The organism is Pseudomonas sp., from assembly GCF_046581935.1.
Taxonomy (GTDB): domain Bacteria; phylum Pseudomonadota; class Gammaproteobacteria; order Pseudomonadales; family Pseudomonadaceae; genus Aquipseudomonas.
This window is the reverse complement of the sequence record NZ_JAYGFK010000014.1, coordinates 361,763-376,948: the sequence shown is the minus strand read 5'-3', so window position 1 is coordinate 376,948 and position 15,186 is coordinate 361,763. Positions and strand designations below refer to the sequence as shown.

Genomic DNA, 15,186 nt, shown 5'->3' with positions numbered 1-15,186 from the left:
CTGCTAACCGGTACGTCAGCGATTAAAGCGCTCGGCCAGGCTGTGCAGATAATCGGCCATATCTTCAAGCTCACGGCCAATCTGTGCGCCCTCATGAGCCTGGCCGGCGCTGCGATCAGACAACTGTGCGATTTGGGTGATTTGCCGGCTGATATCTTCCGCCACATGGCTCTGCTCTTCTGAAGCCGAAGCCATCTGCTGGCTCATACCCGTAATACGACTAACCGCCTCACTGATGCCACCAAGCGCCGTACACACAGACTCCACACTGCCAACACTCTCTTTAGAAATCGACTCGCCCTTACTCGCAGTAACAACCGCTCGTTCAGCACCGGCGCGCAGGGATGCAATGATCTGGTGAATTTGCTCGGTTGATTCACGGGTACGCGAGGCCAGTGAGCGCACCTCATCGGCAACCACCGCGAAACCCCGTCCTTGCTCACCCGCACGGGCAGCTTCAATGGCCGCGTTAAGCGCCAGAAGGTTGGTCTGTTCAGCAATTGAGGTAATTACATCCGCCACGCTGCCAATAGATTGCGTGGAGTTGGCAAGGTCATTAACCGCTTGGCCAATATCCATCACCGCCTTGGCCATATGCTGCATTGACTCCAGGCTACCGCTGGCCAGTTGCAATCCTTGTTTAGCTAGATGATCAGCCTCCTCAGCAGCATGTGAGGTGCTTTGCACGTTATGCGTTACTTCTTGGATGGTTGCAGCCATCTGGTTGATCGCCGTCGCCGACTGATCCGTCTCACTGCGCTGCTGATCGAGCATTTCCGCTCCTGAGCGAGACAGCTCCGCCGATCGCGCGGCATGCTTCTTAACATTATTGCCGGCATCCTCGATGCGCGTCAGTGCCGTCTGCAAACGTGCCTCTTCGCTGATCATCGCCATATCAAGCATCGCCTGCGCACCGCGACTATCGGTATAGGTCAACGCAACCAGCTCACTGGTAAAGGCCTTCGGATGCTCAGCCAAGGTCGCCCTGATAAGGCTACGTTTTTCGAACAACTGATAAGCGCCAAGACCGAACATTACGGCAACGATCAGCCCCAACAACCATGGGCCACTGAGCAAAAACTGGGCGCCTAGGATAATCAATCCGGTCAGAATCAACGGCCAAGACTGAATAATGTCGAGTGTCCAGTATTCCAACTTGGGCACGGCCGGTTTGCCCTCGCGCAAACGCGCATAAAGCTTTTCTGCCCGGCGCTTCTGCGCGTCATCCGGCAAGGAGCGCACCGATTCATAACCCACGACTCGGCCGTTTTCATAAACCGGCGTGACATAGGCGCTGACCCAGTAGAAGTCGCCATTCTTGGAGCGGTTTTTAACAATGCCCATCCAGGGCTTGCCCTGTTTGATGGTTTCCCACATATGCTGAAAAACACTTGGCGGCATGTCGGGATGGCGCACCAAATTGTGCGGCTGACCGACCAGTTCCTCACGGGTGAAACCGCTGATCTCAACAAAGGCGTCATTACAGTAGGTAATGACGCTGTTCAGGTCAGTGGTAGAAATCAGGCGTTCATGCCCGGGAAACGTTCTTTCCCGTTGAGTCACTGGAAGGTTCTGGCGCATCGAGGCTGTCCCTATCTAATCTTTTTTCAACTGCTTTTTAGGTTTAGCACACTCAAACAAACACAATAAAAAATGCATGTTTGAAGGCTGGATAATGACCAATAAATTCTATCGATAACTTTCAAAAACATAGCCACACACACGTTAACGGTGCCTGAAATTTTTTAGTTGTCAGGTGAAATTTAACGATAGCGGAAAACTTATTGAGTGCAGATTTATTGTTGCGTAAGAAAATCAATCGCAACAAAACCGTGCATGCGGATATAGGACAAGCAAAAGAGATAGCAAGGTACTGTGTAATTTTATTTTCATAAAAAAACCTTCAGTCACGCCCGATATACAGGCGCATAAGCGCCTCTTTCCAGCCTAGTTTACGGGTGGATAATCTGCTGCCCTGCAGCTATTGGGTATCAAACGGCAGACGTAAAGCCATGCCATGTAGCGTTACCGTACAAGACGATTTTCCGGCATAAATAATTACGCGATGCTTAAACGATAGGCGCTTGATCAATTTTTCGAATGCGCGGTACGGCCGAAATTAAAACGCTGGAGACTTAGCCCCGCAGTATCAAAATCGCAAGAACAGCGCAGAGCTATGGGGAAATGCACAGAACAGCTAATGCTAAAGACCGGCGGCGCGGCCTAGAAGGGAAATGGATCGACTTAGAGACCTTGCCCGTCAAAGCGAAACCAGGCCTCAGCCAACCGTCGCAAGTAACCTGCACAGTGCAACGGTGGCTAACAGCTTATAGGTTCCGTGGCGCTAAAACTGCGAGCTGAATGGTCAATGTCAGATCATCGCCACAAACCCACTCTTGCGGCAGGCAACGAACTTACTGCTGCTGCACCCGAATCACCGGAGCAACTTCCACCTGCGCATGCATCTGCTCAACCCCACCACCGCGACGCATGCCACGTACCGGGCAGGCATCGAGATAATCCAGCCCTACGGCTAATTTCAGGTGGCGCTCGGGGCGGGCCAGGCAGTTGGTCACATCAAAGCTGTACCAGGCGTCATCCAGCCAGGCTTCGGCCCAGGCGTGGCTAGCCAGATGGTCCTCACTGTCGGTAAACAGATAGCCCGATACATAACGCGCCGGAATGCCCATGCTCCGCGCGCAGGCAAGAAACGCGTGGGCATGGTCCTGGCAGACGCCCTTACCACCGGCGAAGGCTTCAGCAGCGCTGGTTTCTACCGCAGTGGTGCCAGGCTGGTAGCTGATATGGGCATTCAACGCATGCATCAGGTCGATCAGTCCACTGCGATCCTGGCGGTTCTTGCTTTGCAGTTTGGCAAACTCTCGCAGGGCTTCGTCGGCTTCAGTCAGGCGGGTGAAGCGCAAAAACGGCAAAGGCGACTGGCTTTCATGTTCGGCCTCACGCGCCTCGTCGATTTCCACCTGACCACGGGCACCGATAACGATGGATTCGTGTGGTTCTTCCATCGTCAGCACGTGGAGGATATTGCCGTAAGGGTCGAGCTGCGCCCGCACCGGACGCGGCAAAGTCAGCTGCCAGCTAAGCACGCGTTGGCGCTCGCTGTCGTGCGGGGTCATGCGCAAATACTGGATGCTGGTGCGTACCTGATCTTCATAGTGATAGGTAGTGTCGTGGCTGATTGACAGTTTCATGCAACCTCCAGGTAGGAACTTTGGATGGCTTGACCCAGCTGGCGTACCAGCAGGATGAAATCGGTGAGCCAGGCGTGCAGGCCCTCGTCGAGTACTTCCTCAATGCTGGTGTAGCGCAACCGCGCTTCCAGTTCAGCGGCCAGGCGCTGGGCCGGGCGGCCGTTATCGCCGGGCAGGCTGGCGAGCATCAAGCTGAGTTCGTCCATGCAGGCGCGCAGCGAGCGCGGTACATCGGCACGCAACAGCAGTAGTTCGGAGACTTTGCGCGTACCGGGCGAGCCGCGATAGATCTCGGCAAACGCCTCAAACGAGGACAGTGCACGTAGCAGCGCTGTCCACTGGTAATAGCTGCGCGCCGGCCGACCGTCAATTTCGTCGATGTCTTCGCCGAGCATTTCATAGCGTGCATCAAGCAGACGCAGGGTGTTGTCGGCGCGCTCGATAAAGGTGCCAAGGCGAATAAAGCGGTACGGATCGCCGCGCATGATGGTGCCGAAGGTGGCACCACGAAATAGGTGCGAGCGCTCCTTGACCCATTCGCAGAAACGACTGATGCCATAACGGCCCATGCCTTGTCCGGAGATATCACGGATTTCCAGCCAGGTGGCGTTGATGTTCTCCCACATATCCGCCGTGATCCGTCCACGCACGGCGTGAGCGTTACTACGCGCGGCTTGTAAGCAGCAATAGATACTCGCCGGGTTGCTGGCGTCGAGGGCAAAGAAATTCAGCATGCGCTCAGCGTGCAGAGGGCCGTGGCGCTCTAAGTAGTCATCCAGTGTGCCGGTAATCAGCAGCGGCATAGCCAACTCTTCCAGGCCATCGCTCTGCCCATCCTGCGGCATCAACGACAACGAATAGCTGACCTCAAGCATGCGCGCGAGGTTTTCCGCACGCTCCAGATAACGCGACATCCAGTACAGATCAGAGGCAGTTCTTGAAAGCATGATTAGTCCTCCACCACCCAGGTGTCTTTGGTACCGCCACCTTGGGACGAGTTGACCACCAGCGAGCCTTCGCGCAGTGCAACACGGGTAAGACCACCTGGAACGATGCGAGTTTCTTTGCCGGAAAGCACGAAGGGCCGCAGGTCGATATGCCGTGGTGCAATGCCGCGTTCAACAAAGGTAGGGCAGGTCGACAGACACAGGGTTGGTTGCGCGATATAGGCCTCAGGACGAGCGATCAGCCGAGCCCGGAAGTCCTCGATTTCGGCCTTGGTTGCAGCCGGCCCCACGAGCATGCCGTAGCCGCCTGAACCTTGAGTTTCCTTGACCACCAGATCGCCCAGATTAGCCAGCACATGAGACAGCTCGGCCGGTTTGCGACACTGGAAGGTCGGCACGTTTTTCAGGATTGGCTCCTCGCTCAGATAGAAGCGGATCATCTCGTCGACATACGGGTAGATCGACTTGTCGTCCGCCACACCCGTACCGATGGCGTTGGCCAAGACCACATTACCGCTGCGGTAGCAGGCCAGCAGCCCCGGCACACCGAGCATGGAGTCCGGATTAAAGGCCAGCGGGTCAAGGAAGGCATCGTCGAGGCGGCGATAAACCACATCCACCTGCTTGGCACCTGCCGTGGTGCGCATAAACAACTTGTCGTCACGCACGAACAAATCCGCACCTTCAACCAGCTCAACCCCCATTTCACGGGCGAGGAAGGCGTGCTCGAAATAGGCACTGTTGAAGCGCCCCGGCGTCAGCACCACAACACTGGGGTTATCCAACGGGCTAGACGACTTGAGCGTATCAAGCAGGATATTCGGATAGTGGCCGATCGGTGCAACACGCTGGGCAGCAAACAGCTCGGGGAACAGACGCATCATCATCTTGCGGTCTTCGAGCATGTAGCTGACGCCACTGGGCGTGCGCAGGTTGTCTTCCAGCACGTAGTAGCTGCCATCGCCATCACGCACCAAATCAACCCCGGCGATGTGGGCGTAGAGATCACGGTGCAGGTTCAGGCCCTGCATGGCGATCTGGTAACCCTCATTAGCCAGCACTTGCTCAGCGGGGATAATCCCGGCCTTGATAATGCGCTGATCGTGGTACAGGTCGGCGAGAAACATATTCAATGCCTGCACCCGTTGGATGCAGCCACGCTCGACAATGCGCCATTCACTGGCAGGAATACTGCGCGGAATGATGTCGAACGGAATTAGCCGTTCAGTGCCCTGATCATCGCCATACAAGGTGAAGGTGATGCCTGCACGGTGAAACAGCAGGTCGGCCTCACGGCGGCGCTGCGCCAGCAGTTCCTCGGGTGTATCTGCCAACCACCGGGCGAATGCCTGGTAGTGCGGGCGGACAGCGCCACTCGCGTCGTACATCTCATCATAAAAGGTGCGGGCCATGCCGTACTCCTTGTCACCCGAACATGAAGTAGCTACTGCAAGGCCCGCGCCAGACCATAAAAATCTTTAGAATCAAGTGCTTGAATATTAGAAAGGTCTAAAGCGCACCAAATCGGAGCGCACCAATGACCGCACAGCACGCCAGGTGCGCCATTTTAAGGCGAACCCTGGTCGAGCTGGTTGCAAGCGCGTCAAAGACCGGCCAATTGCAGCCAGTGCCGATAGAAGCCTTCAGCTACGCGGTTCAGCTGCGCGATCTTAGTCGGCAAGTCTGCCAGCATCTGCGCCCTGCTCTGCTGGCTCGGCTGGCTGTCGTCAAGCAGGTGATACCAATCGTTCAGCCATTGGCGCACCAAGGCCTCGTCCATTTCCGGATGGCCTTGCAAGGCCAGCACCTTGTCGCCCCAGGCAAACGCCTGGTTGCTGCACCAAGGGCTGCTGAGCAAAGGCTGTGCTCCCGCCGGAATCGCGAAGGTGTCGCCATGCCATTGAAACACCGGGAAGGTCGCCGGCAGATGCGCCATCCAGGGGCTTGGTGCGGCCTGATCAAGACGGCTGAGCGGCTGCCAGCCACTCTCGGTATAGGGCATGCAAGATATCTCACCACCAAGGGCCTTGGCCAATAACTGGCCACCCAGGCAATGACCAATCAGCGGGATATCGCGGCGGATAAGATGCTGCAGCGCCGCCACCTCAGTTTGTATCCAAGGCAGCGGATCATTCACGCTCATCGGCCCGCCCATGACAGCCACAGCCTTGGGACGGTCGAGATCAATGCCCTCCAACTCACCAAGATCAGCGCGCAGCACGGTGAATGCATGGCCAGCCTGCGCCAACACCTTGCCCAGGTGGGCCGGCGGGCAGTAATCAATATGGGTAAAAATAACAATGTCGGTCATAACCACCTCCGCCTGTCAGTCTGAAGCAAAGCGCAGGCGAGGGTCGAGCGGCGATTGGCAGGAATAAGCAGGAAGACGAGGCTAGAAATAAAACCGGCCAGCGCATGGCTGGCCGGTGTGTGGATCTCAGAGCGGTTGGCGATCTGCGAGCTAGGTCCGGTTGTTTAACGTTGCAGGACCAGCGCGCAGTCGACCGTTAAAAGCCCTCAGGGCTGCCTCACCTCCTGGGTTACCCCCCACCCATCCAGTTTGCCGCCAAGCGGCGCCACAACAGACTCCAGGTCATGCTCGAAGTCGTCGATACCATGATACGTCGCGAACATAACTTTACTGACTTGCAGGTGCCAAATACCGTCATCACGCTCGGTGACTAAGGCATGCAAAGATTCACCACGAAATTTACGGGTGGCCATGCGGGCCCGTTCTTCATCGGGGAAAAGGGCGTAGAACTCGATGGGATGGAAGCTGGCAAAGTCAAAGCCACCCTCCTTCATCCGCCGTAAAACCCCGTTACTGACATCATCGTGCAAGGCTGTGCTCATGAAGTGACCTCCTCAGGCGATGGACAAAATGACAGGACGCTAAAGAACCAACTAGGTGTCGATACTGCAGTGCTACGACCTGTTAAACGCTTTCCCATTGCTACCGCCAGAACCTCAGCGGTGTCACGGCACCAGTTGCAGTGCCGCCCGAGAATCAAGCAATGACGCCGCTTGATGTGTCATAAGCCAGTCCTGAAACCAGGGCTGGTCACGCAGGCCCGTACAGAACGTACAAACCGGAAGCGCTGACTGCAGACTAGACCTATCGCACAGCATTTGCCCAGCGAAACTTGTTACAGCAAGACACCTAAACACTTATGTACGGCTTAACCAGGCCATGATTCGCCGGGTCAGCCAAGCCGGAGTTAGCTGACCCGACCAATACAACAGCTTGAATTGCAGGCTGATGGGCCGGTGAACCTGGTTCTGCTGCGCTTGCGCCCAAGCGGCCTGGGCTACCGCATCTGGCCCAAGGTTAACCCCTAAACGGCGGAGCACCGGGGCCTGGAAGCGCTGGTTATTGAGCATCGGCGTACTGACAAAGGGCGGCATCAGGTCACCAACGCGAATGCCATGTTTGGCCCACTCCAACTCCAGTGCCTCGGTTAGCCCACGCACAGCAAACTTGGAGGCAGAATAACTGGCCATATGCGGCACGCCATACAGCCCGGAAGCCGAGCCCATATTCATCACCTGAGCCTGCGCCGTGGCCTTCAGGTAGGGGAATGCGGCGTGAGTCATGTTGAGCAAGCCCTGCACGTTGATCTGCAGAATGCGCGCATGCTCGCTCAGTTCGATTTCTTCGAAATGACCGCACTGCAAAATGCCCGCGCTGTTGAACAACAGGCGCAATTGCCCGCCATGTCGAGCGCAGAAATCCGCCAGGGTAACCTTAACCGCCGCCGCATCGGTCACATCCAACTCGGCATGCCAGGCATTGCCCAGCTCGCTGGCCAGCTCGGCCAGTGCCTGCGGGTTGATGTCGAGCAATCCTACCTGCCAGCCCTGGCGGTGGAACAATCGTGCAGTCGCCGCGCCGATACCAGAGGCTGCGCCAGCAATCAGAATATTGTTCATCAGCAGCCTCGCTCACGTAGAAAACTCACCACTTCGGCCAACGCAAAATCTGCCACGTTGAGCATCCCGGCGTGGGCCTGAAATACGTGCCACAGGCCGGGATAACGCTGCAGACGCACATCCACTCCCGCCGCCATGGCTTTGTCGGCAAAGCGCAAGCTATCGTTGCGCAACATTTCGTCCTCGCCCACCTGTATCAGCAACGGTGCCAGCCCCTGCAAGTCGGCAAATTGTGGCGACACACCGGGGTCGTCACTCGCCACATCAGCCGGGCAATACAACGCAAGCGCCTGCTCCATCCACTTGCGATTAAGCAGCGGATCGCCCGCAGGAGGTTCGTGCATTTGCGTGCCGGTAAAGTCAGTCACGGGTGAAAAACACACCAGCGCCGCCGGTTGCGGCAAGCCCAAATCGCGCAAACGCAGGCTGCTAATCAGACTCAGATTGCCACCGGCTGAATCCCCGCCCATAACAATCTGCGAGGGTTTGTAGCCCAACTTGATCAGCTCCTCGAAGGCTGCGAGCGCATCATCACGGGCTGCCGGATATTGATGCTCAGGGGCCAGGCGGTAGTCCAGGGCACACACGTCCATCTGCCCGCACTTGGCCAGGTGGGAGCAAATCGTGCGATGGGTATTCGGCCCGCCAATCAGGTACGCCCCGCCATGCAAATACAGCAGAACCGTGCCGCTACCACTGGGCGGCTTGTGCCATTCGCAGGCGCGCCCAGCCAGGGTGCCGGCGCTGCGTGTAATGCCACGCGGCATAGGGCTGACTGCCGTGAGCAAACGCAGCACCGCGCGCTGCCCGGCAATCGGCATCGGCGGGCGCACCAAACCACGAAACAACAGGCGCAGGCTGCTGCGCAAGACGCTACGCAGGAACGCCTGATCGGCCGCTGGCGCGCTAAATTCAGAGGATGCAGTCATAGTCATTCACCTCCGGGGCACGGGTCTGCTGGCGGTAGGTAAAGGTGTACCCCGGCCAGTTATTGGTATTTTTTCCAGAGGCGGTTTTGTACCAACTGGCACAACCCTGCTCCCATATCGTGCGATGTGAACTGGCCTGAATGTGCTGGTTGTAGCCCTGCTGCACCGTCGCTTTTACATCCAAATAGCGTGCGCCCTGCTGGCGCAGCAAATCAATGCAGCCGAGCACATAGCGGAACTGACTTTCCAGCATATAAATGATTGAGTTATGCCCCAGGTTGGTATTCGGCCCATAGAGGATGAACAGGTTGGGGAAGCCACTGACACTGATGCCCTTGTAGGCTTCAGCGCCATCACGCCAAGCCTGATTCAACTCCTGCCCGCCAAGCCCGCGAATCTGCATCGGCGCAAGAAAATCCGTGGCGGCAAAGCCGGTGCCGTAGATCAGCACATCACAGGGATGCTCGCGGCCATCGGCGGTGATAATCGCCGTCTCGCTAACGCGGTTGATCGCCTCGCTGATCACGGTCACGTTGGGCTGTGCCAGGGCCGGTAAGTAATCATTGCTGATCAGAATGCGCTTGCAGCCCATGGGATAGTCCGGCTGTAACTGCGCACGCAACTGCGGATTGCTGATGTGCTGATTCAGGTGGCGCTCGAAGCTGAAACGAAACAGCTTCATAAGCCACGGCATGCTGATAAACGCCAGGCCGCGCACCTCATGTTGAATGTACTTGAGGCCACGGTCGAGGCGTTGCAGCCAAGGCAGTCGGCGCATCAGCGCCAGCTCCCACGGACGGTAGGCGCGATCCGGCTTGGCCAACACATAAGCCGGTGAACGCTGGAACAGCTTGAGTTCGGCAACCTTGGGCTGGATCTGCGGGACAAACTGAATCGCCGACGCGCCAGTGCCGATTACCGCCACGCGCTTACCGGACAGGTCCAGGTCATGCCGCCAGCGCGCCGAGTGGAAGGCCTCGCCGCTGAAATGCTCAATACCCGGTAGCGCAGGATAGGCCGGTTGATTGAGCTGGCCACAGGCGCTGATCAGCACCTCAGCGCAAAGTTCTTCGCCGTTGCTCAGGCTCACCCGCCACAGCGCCGCCTCAGCATCAAACAACGCCGACGCCACCTCAGCATTGCAGCGAATGCGCGGGCGCAGCTGATACTTGGCCACGCAATGCAGCATGTAAGCGTGGATTTCCGCCTGGGGCGCGAACTTGCGGCTCCAGTCGGTTTTCGCCTCGAAGGAAAACGAATACAGGTGTGACGGCACATCGCACGCCGCCCCTGGGTAACTGTTGTCACGCCAGGTGCCGCCGACATCTGCGGCTTTTTCCAGCAGCAGAAAATCTTCGATACCGGCCTTTTGTAACTGAATGGCCATACCCAGGCCACCAAAGCCGCTGCCGATAATCAGCACGCGCAAGGAGACCGGTTTTTTGGAGGTGTTATTCATTTTTATATCCCCAACCGCAAACAGTGCGGATGCCCGGATGCTACTTGCCTGCCGCCTAGCGGGTTATGGCATAGTCGGCCAACAGATTGTGACTTTCGGACAATCGCAACGGACAACCTATGCCAAGCGCCACCATGAGCCTGCCCAAACGCAGCATCACCAGCGCCCAATTGCTGACCCAACTGGGTCTCGACCATGGCCTGAGTGTCGAACGCTGCCTGCTCAATACCGGCCTCAGCCCCCTACAACTGGCCGAACTGCATAGCGAGATCGAAGGTGCGCAGGAACTGCAACTGATCAGCAACCTGATTGACGCCCTGCCCGATCAGCACGACCTGGGCCTACAAGCCGGCCTGCGCTACCAACTGACCACCTACGGTATCTGGGGCTACGCCTTGCTCAGCAGCCAGACCTTTCGCCAGGCCGCCGAACTGGGTCTGCGCTACCTCGATCTGACCTTTGCCTTCAACCGCATCACCTTGCATGAAGATACCAACCAAGCCCACTTGGAGCTGGACGGCAGCCATTTACCGGACAAGGCCCGCGACTTTCTGCTGCTGCGCGACGCGGTCGCAGTGATGGTGATTCAACGCGAGTTAACCGCTGCCAAAGTGCCCCTGAACCAGGTGCAACTGAGCATGCCAGCGCCAGCCGACCCGACGCGCTTTATTGAACACTTCGGCTTGCTACCGGAATTTTCCTGCACGCAAAACCGCATCAGCTTCGCCCGCCACCTGCTCGACCTGCCCCTGCCCCGCGCCAATCCGCACAGCGCCCAGCTCTGCGAGCTGCAGTGCCAGGCGCTGCTGGCCAAACGCCAAGTGCGCAGCGGCCTGGCTGGGCAAATCCGCGACCGCCTGCTTAGTACGCCAGGCCGGCTAGCGGATATGGAAGTGATCGCGGGCGAGCTGAATATCAGCAGCCGCACCCTGCGCCGCCGCCTGGAAGAACAAGGCAGTAGTTTCCGCCAGTTACAGGAAGAAGTTCGCCAGGCACTGGCCGAAGAGCTACTGGCCATCGCCAGTCTGAGCCAGGAGGAAATTGCCGAGCGTCTGGGTTACAGCGAGGTATCGAACTTTCTGCATGCCTTCAAGCGCTGGAAAGGCCTGACGCCTGGGCAATATCGTCAAACGCTCGGCTAAAGGTTGCCGCCCGCATCCATAAATAGAGCCTGCCAGTTTGAAAGTCAGTTCTGCACTGACAGTCGCTTAGCCTGCGGTTATTGTTCAGCTATGACCAATTCCCTATACCCCGCTCTACTGCTCAGCTATCAACCGCCCTGGCAGTGGCAGCAGTTCTATCGGCACTTTGCCCTACGCGCACTGGCTGGGGTGGAAAGCTTGCAGGCCGACAGTTACGCCCGCAGCGTACAACTGGATGGGCAACGCGGCTGGTTTCGTGTGCAGGCGCTGACAGATCAACCCGCGCTGCAATTGCACTACAGCCAATCGCTACAACCCTGCCTACCAGCACTCATCATGCGGGTACGCAAGATGTTCGATCTGGACTGCCAGCCGCAGCGGATCAACGCGCACTTTGCCGCCGATGAGCAGCTTGGGCCATTGTTCGCACGTAACCCCGGCTTACGCCTGCCGACAGCCTTTGATCCGTTCGAACAGGCCGTGCGCGCCATCGTCGGCCAGCAAGTCACGGTCAAGGCGGCGGTAACCATCACCGGCCGTTTAGTCACGCGCCTGGGTGAGCCGTTGCAGTTTGCCGATGCTACCGATATTCAGCGGTTGTTCCCCAGTCCTTGCGCTATCGCCGATGCCAACCTGGATGGCATCGGCATGCCTGGCAAACGCGTGCAGACCTTGCAACACTTCGCCGCGCAGGTGGCCAGCGGCCGCTTACAGCTGAATCTGCAAGTTGGTTACACAGCCTTTGTCGAGCAGCTGTGCGCCCTACCCGGTATCGGCCCGTGGACGGCTGAATATATTGCGCTGCGCGCCTTTGGCGAGGTCGACGCATTCCCCGCCAGCGACCTTGGCCTGCTCAAGGCTCCGGCATGGGGATCAGATGGTATCGACGCCAAACAGCTAAAAGCCCGCGCCGAAGCCTGGCGACCTTGGCGCGCCTACGCGGCCGCGCACCTGTGGCAAAACTATTACGAGGGCTAAACCGATGTTCTACCGCTACCACGACAGCCCGATCGGCCGCCTGCTACTGAGTGGCGATGCCAGCGGCCTGCAGCACGTGCTAATGGATATCGCTGACAAACCCTGGAGAATCGACGAGCACTGGCGCAGTGCTGGCGATGAACTGGATCAGGTATGCAGGCAACTGGATGAGTATTTCGCCGGCCGCCGGCAGCGCTTCGAACTGCGCCTGGCGCCGCAAGGTACAGCGTTTCAACAGGCGGTATGGCAGGCACTGCAGAGCATCCCGTTCGGCCAGACCAGCTGCTACAGCGACCTCGCCGCCGAGATCGCGCGGCCTAAGGCCGTGCGCGCTGTAGGCGCAGCTAATGGCGCCAACCCGATTGCCATCATCATTCCCTGCCATCGGGTAATCGGCCGCGATGGCAGCCTCACCGGTTATGCCGGCGGCCTGCCACGCAAAGCGCTGTTGCTCAAATTGGAAGGGGTACAACTACCAGAACAAGCGCTGCTGAGTTTCTCAACCAGCACCGCATAAGATCACTAGAACTTGACCGTGCCACGCGGCCCCATCAACGCCCAGATAATCAAGCCAACCACTGGCAGCAAGACGATCAACAATATCCACAACACTTTGATACCGGTTTCAGCGCTGCTTTTGATCACGCTGAGAATCGCCCAGATATCCAGCGCCAGAATGACCAGCCCCAGTAAACCGTTGAACATTGAACCCATATTGTGTCGCTCCTATGCGAAGGGATCGCTTATGTAGGATAGACGCTATCCATAAGAGTTCAGCGACTGGGCCAGTTAGCAGTCATCCAAGCCTGCAAACGCTGAGGCGAAATCACCGCCTACGGCGGCAAATTCCGGCACTTCTGGGCTGTCGAACAAGCGCAGAACGGCAAAACGCGGATGTTCACCCGCATCGAACCAATGCGTAACGCCAGCAGGCAGCCCTACCAGGTCGCCCTTCTCGCACAACAGGCTGTAAACGTACTCACCAATATGCAGCGCCAGCAAGCCACGCCCTGCCAGGTAGTAATGCAGGTGAGCCGGCGGGCAGGCCTGTTCCTGACGCAGCCCACGGGCCAATTCACTGCCCTCACCACGCTCATCACACAGGCTCAGGACCTCGGCACTGACGTAGCCATGCGTGACCATCAATTGGGCGATCTGCACACGGCAGGCCTCCATCAACTCATAGTTGGCAGTGCCGGCGGTAACAGGCTGCTGCACCGGCACCTGGCTGAACGACACGCCGACGGCAGCCAGGGTGCTGATGACGTCTTCAGCGTGGGTCAGCAGCTTGTTCGGGTACTCGGGCGAAGACTGGTGGTAGACGGTCAGGCTGCTCATGGTCAGGGCTCTCGTACGGTCGACTTCAATTCAGTTAATAACGCTCAGGGCCTTTCATCATGCATATAACGCGCGATGATCACAGCGGCCAACAGGGCAATCAGGCTGGCGATGGCAAAAGTCCAGGCAGCACCAAGACTGTGCCAGCTGTAGCCGGAATACAGTGCGCCCAGTGCCCCGCCGACACCAGCCAGCGCGGCATACAACGCCTGGCCCTGGCCCTGCTGGCGATCGGCAAAGCTGCGCTGGACAAAATGCATGGCCGCCGCATGAAAAGCACCAAAGGTTGCCGCATGCATCAACTGGGCGAATAACAGCACCGGCAGATGCCCGGCCAGGTTACCCAGCAACAGCCAGCGCACGGCGGTAATCAGAAAACTCGCCAGCAGCACGGTACGCAGCGAGTAACGGGCAAGCAACCGCGCCATAAACATGAACAGCACGATCTCAGCCACCACGCCCAACGCCCACAGCTGGCCGATCATCCCACGCGAATAACCCAAAGCCTCCAGGTGCAGGCTGAGAAAGGTGTAGTACGGGCCGTTGCTCAACTGCATCAAGCCGGCACTCAGGTAGAAAGCCAGAATCCCCGGGCGACGCAATTGCTGGAGAAAGCCACCGTGCTCCTGAGTATTGGGGCGCATCTGTGGCTGCGCATTGGGCACCCACCAGCTACTTAGCACGATGCCGCTCATGATCAGGATTAGCGCCCAAGGATAGGCGTCCAGGCTAAGCAGCTCGAACAATTTGCCCAAGCCCACCACCGCAACGATAAAGCCGATGCTGCCCCACAGGCGAATCTGGCTATAACGCGAAGCCTGCTCTTTTAGGTGAGCAAAGGTGATGACTTCAAACTGCGGCAGCACGGCGTGCCAAAAGAACGCATGCAACGCCATGATCAACGCCAGCCAGGCGTAGCTCTGGCTGATAAAAATTCCGGCAAAGCACAGCAGCGTGCACAGTGCGCCGAAGCGCACGATGGCCAGCCGCTGCCCGCTGTAATCGCCCAGCCAACCCCAGATATTCGGCGCGATACAACGCATCAGCATGGGAATGGCGATCAGCTCGCCGATACGCGCAGCGGGGAAGCCTAGATGATCGAAATACAGCGCGAGAAACGGTGCCGTGGCACCGAGCAACGCAAAGTAGAAGAAGTAGAAACCTGACAGCCGCCAGTATGGCAATGCGCCGCTCATAACTTGGCCGTAGCCTGGGTTGAGCAGAGCGATACCCTGGGGGCGCTGTGTTGGG

General features: G+C 58.0%; 15 protein-coding genes and 1 pseudogene. 3 read left to right on the top strand and 13 right to left on the bottom strand.

The window, feature by feature from the left end:
* Window positions 1-15: 15 nt before the first annotated feature.
* From VCA57_RS12640 to VCA57_RS12595, 10 genes and pseudogenes are all read right to left on the bottom strand, one after another.
* A complete protein-coding gene (locus VCA57_RS12640) occupies window positions 16-1,056 on the bottom strand; it encodes a methyl-accepting chemotaxis protein (RefSeq protein WP_411185520.1) in 1,041 nt (346 codons plus the stop codon).
* Between the two features lie 243 nt (window positions 1,057-1,299).
* A pseudogene (locus VCA57_RS12635) lies at window positions 1,300-1,581 on the bottom strand (PAS domain-containing protein); the annotation flags it as partial.
* A gap of 833 nt (window positions 1,582-2,414) precedes the next feature.
* A complete protein-coding gene (locus VCA57_RS12630) occupies window positions 2,415-3,212 on the bottom strand; it encodes a transglutaminase family protein (protein WP_411185380.1) in 798 nt (265 codons plus the stop codon).
* A complete protein-coding gene (locus tag VCA57_RS12625; protein ID WP_411185379.1) occupies window positions 3,209-4,159 on the bottom strand; it encodes an alpha-E domain-containing protein in 951 nt (316 codons plus the stop codon). The genes VCA57_RS12630 and VCA57_RS12625 overlap by 4 nt, the downstream gene beginning before the upstream one ends.
* Before the next feature lie 2 nt (window positions 4,160-4,161).
* On the bottom strand, window positions 4,162-5,571 hold the full coding sequence (locus VCA57_RS12620; RefSeq protein WP_411185378.1) for a circularly permuted type 2 ATP-grasp protein: 1,410 nt from the start codon (window positions 5,569-5,571) through the stop codon (window positions 4,162-4,164).
* A 191-nt stretch (window positions 5,572-5,762) separates the two neighbouring features.
* The gene (locus VCA57_RS12615) at window positions 5,763-6,470 is read right to left on the bottom strand and encodes a type 1 glutamine amidotransferase (RefSeq protein ID WP_411185377.1); all 708 of its coding nucleotides are present in this window, start codon (window positions 6,468-6,470) and stop codon (window positions 5,763-5,765) included.
* Window positions 6,471-6,676: 206 nt separating this feature from the next.
* The gene (locus VCA57_RS12610) at window positions 6,677-7,012 is read right to left on the bottom strand and encodes a ribonuclease E inhibitor RraB (RefSeq protein ID WP_411185376.1); all 336 of its coding nucleotides are present in this window, start codon (window positions 7,010-7,012) and stop codon (window positions 6,677-6,679) included.
* 315 nt (window positions 7,013-7,327) lie between these two features.
* Window positions 7,328-8,089, bottom strand: coding sequence for an SDR family oxidoreductase (locus tag VCA57_RS12605; RefSeq protein WP_411185375.1), 762 nt, complete (start codon window positions 8,087-8,089; stop codon window positions 7,328-7,330).
* Complete coding sequence (locus VCA57_RS12600) at window positions 8,089-9,018, bottom strand: alpha/beta hydrolase (RefSeq protein ID WP_411185374.1); 930 nt, start codon at window positions 9,016-9,018, stop codon at window positions 8,089-8,091. Before VCA57_RS12600 ends, VCA57_RS12605 begins: the two co-directional genes overlap by 1 nt.
* The gene (locus tag VCA57_RS12595; protein WP_411185373.1) at window positions 9,002-10,477 is read right to left on the bottom strand and encodes a flavin-containing monooxygenase; all 1,476 of its coding nucleotides are present in this window, start codon (window positions 10,475-10,477) and stop codon (window positions 9,002-9,004) included. The genes VCA57_RS12600 and VCA57_RS12595 overlap by 17 nt, the downstream gene beginning before the upstream one ends.
* Window positions 10,478-10,596: 119 nt before the next feature.
* Between VCA57_RS12595 and VCA57_RS12590 the strand changes: the two genes are divergently transcribed.
* From VCA57_RS12590 to VCA57_RS12580, 3 genes are all read left to right on the top strand, one after another.
* Window positions 10,597-11,619, top strand: coding sequence for an AraC family transcriptional regulator (locus VCA57_RS12590; protein WP_411185372.1), 1,023 nt, complete (start codon window positions 10,597-10,599; stop codon window positions 11,617-11,619).
* Window positions 11,620-11,709: 90 nt separating this feature from the next.
* Entirely contained in the window at window positions 11,710-12,597 is an 888-nt protein-coding gene (locus VCA57_RS12585; protein WP_411185371.1) for a DNA-3-methyladenine glycosylase family protein, read from the top strand.
* A gap of 4 nt (window positions 12,598-12,601) precedes the next feature.
* Entirely contained in the window at window positions 12,602-13,114 is a 513-nt protein-coding gene (locus VCA57_RS12580) for a methylated-DNA--[protein]-cysteine S-methyltransferase (protein WP_411185370.1), read from the top strand.
* 5 nt (window positions 13,115-13,119) lie between these two features.
* Here VCA57_RS12580 and VCA57_RS12575 read toward each other — a convergent pair whose 3' ends face one another.
* The 3 genes from VCA57_RS12575 to VCA57_RS12565 all read right to left on the bottom strand — a co-directional run bounded on the left by VCA57_RS12575 (window position 13,120) and on the right by VCA57_RS12565 (window position 15,131).
* Window positions 13,120-13,311, bottom strand: coding sequence for a PLDc N-terminal domain-containing protein (locus VCA57_RS12575; protein ID WP_411185369.1), 192 nt, complete (start codon window positions 13,309-13,311; stop codon window positions 13,120-13,122).
* A 75-nt stretch (window positions 13,312-13,386) separates the two neighbouring features.
* Window positions 13,387-13,935, bottom strand: coding sequence for an acireductone dioxygenase (locus VCA57_RS12570; RefSeq protein WP_411185368.1), 549 nt, complete (start codon window positions 13,933-13,935; stop codon window positions 13,387-13,389).
* Between the two features lie 44 nt (window positions 13,936-13,979).
* A complete protein-coding gene (locus VCA57_RS12565; protein WP_411185367.1) occupies window positions 13,980-15,131 on the bottom strand; it encodes an MFS transporter in 1,152 nt (383 codons plus the stop codon).
* Window positions 15,132-15,186 lie beyond the last annotated feature (55 nt).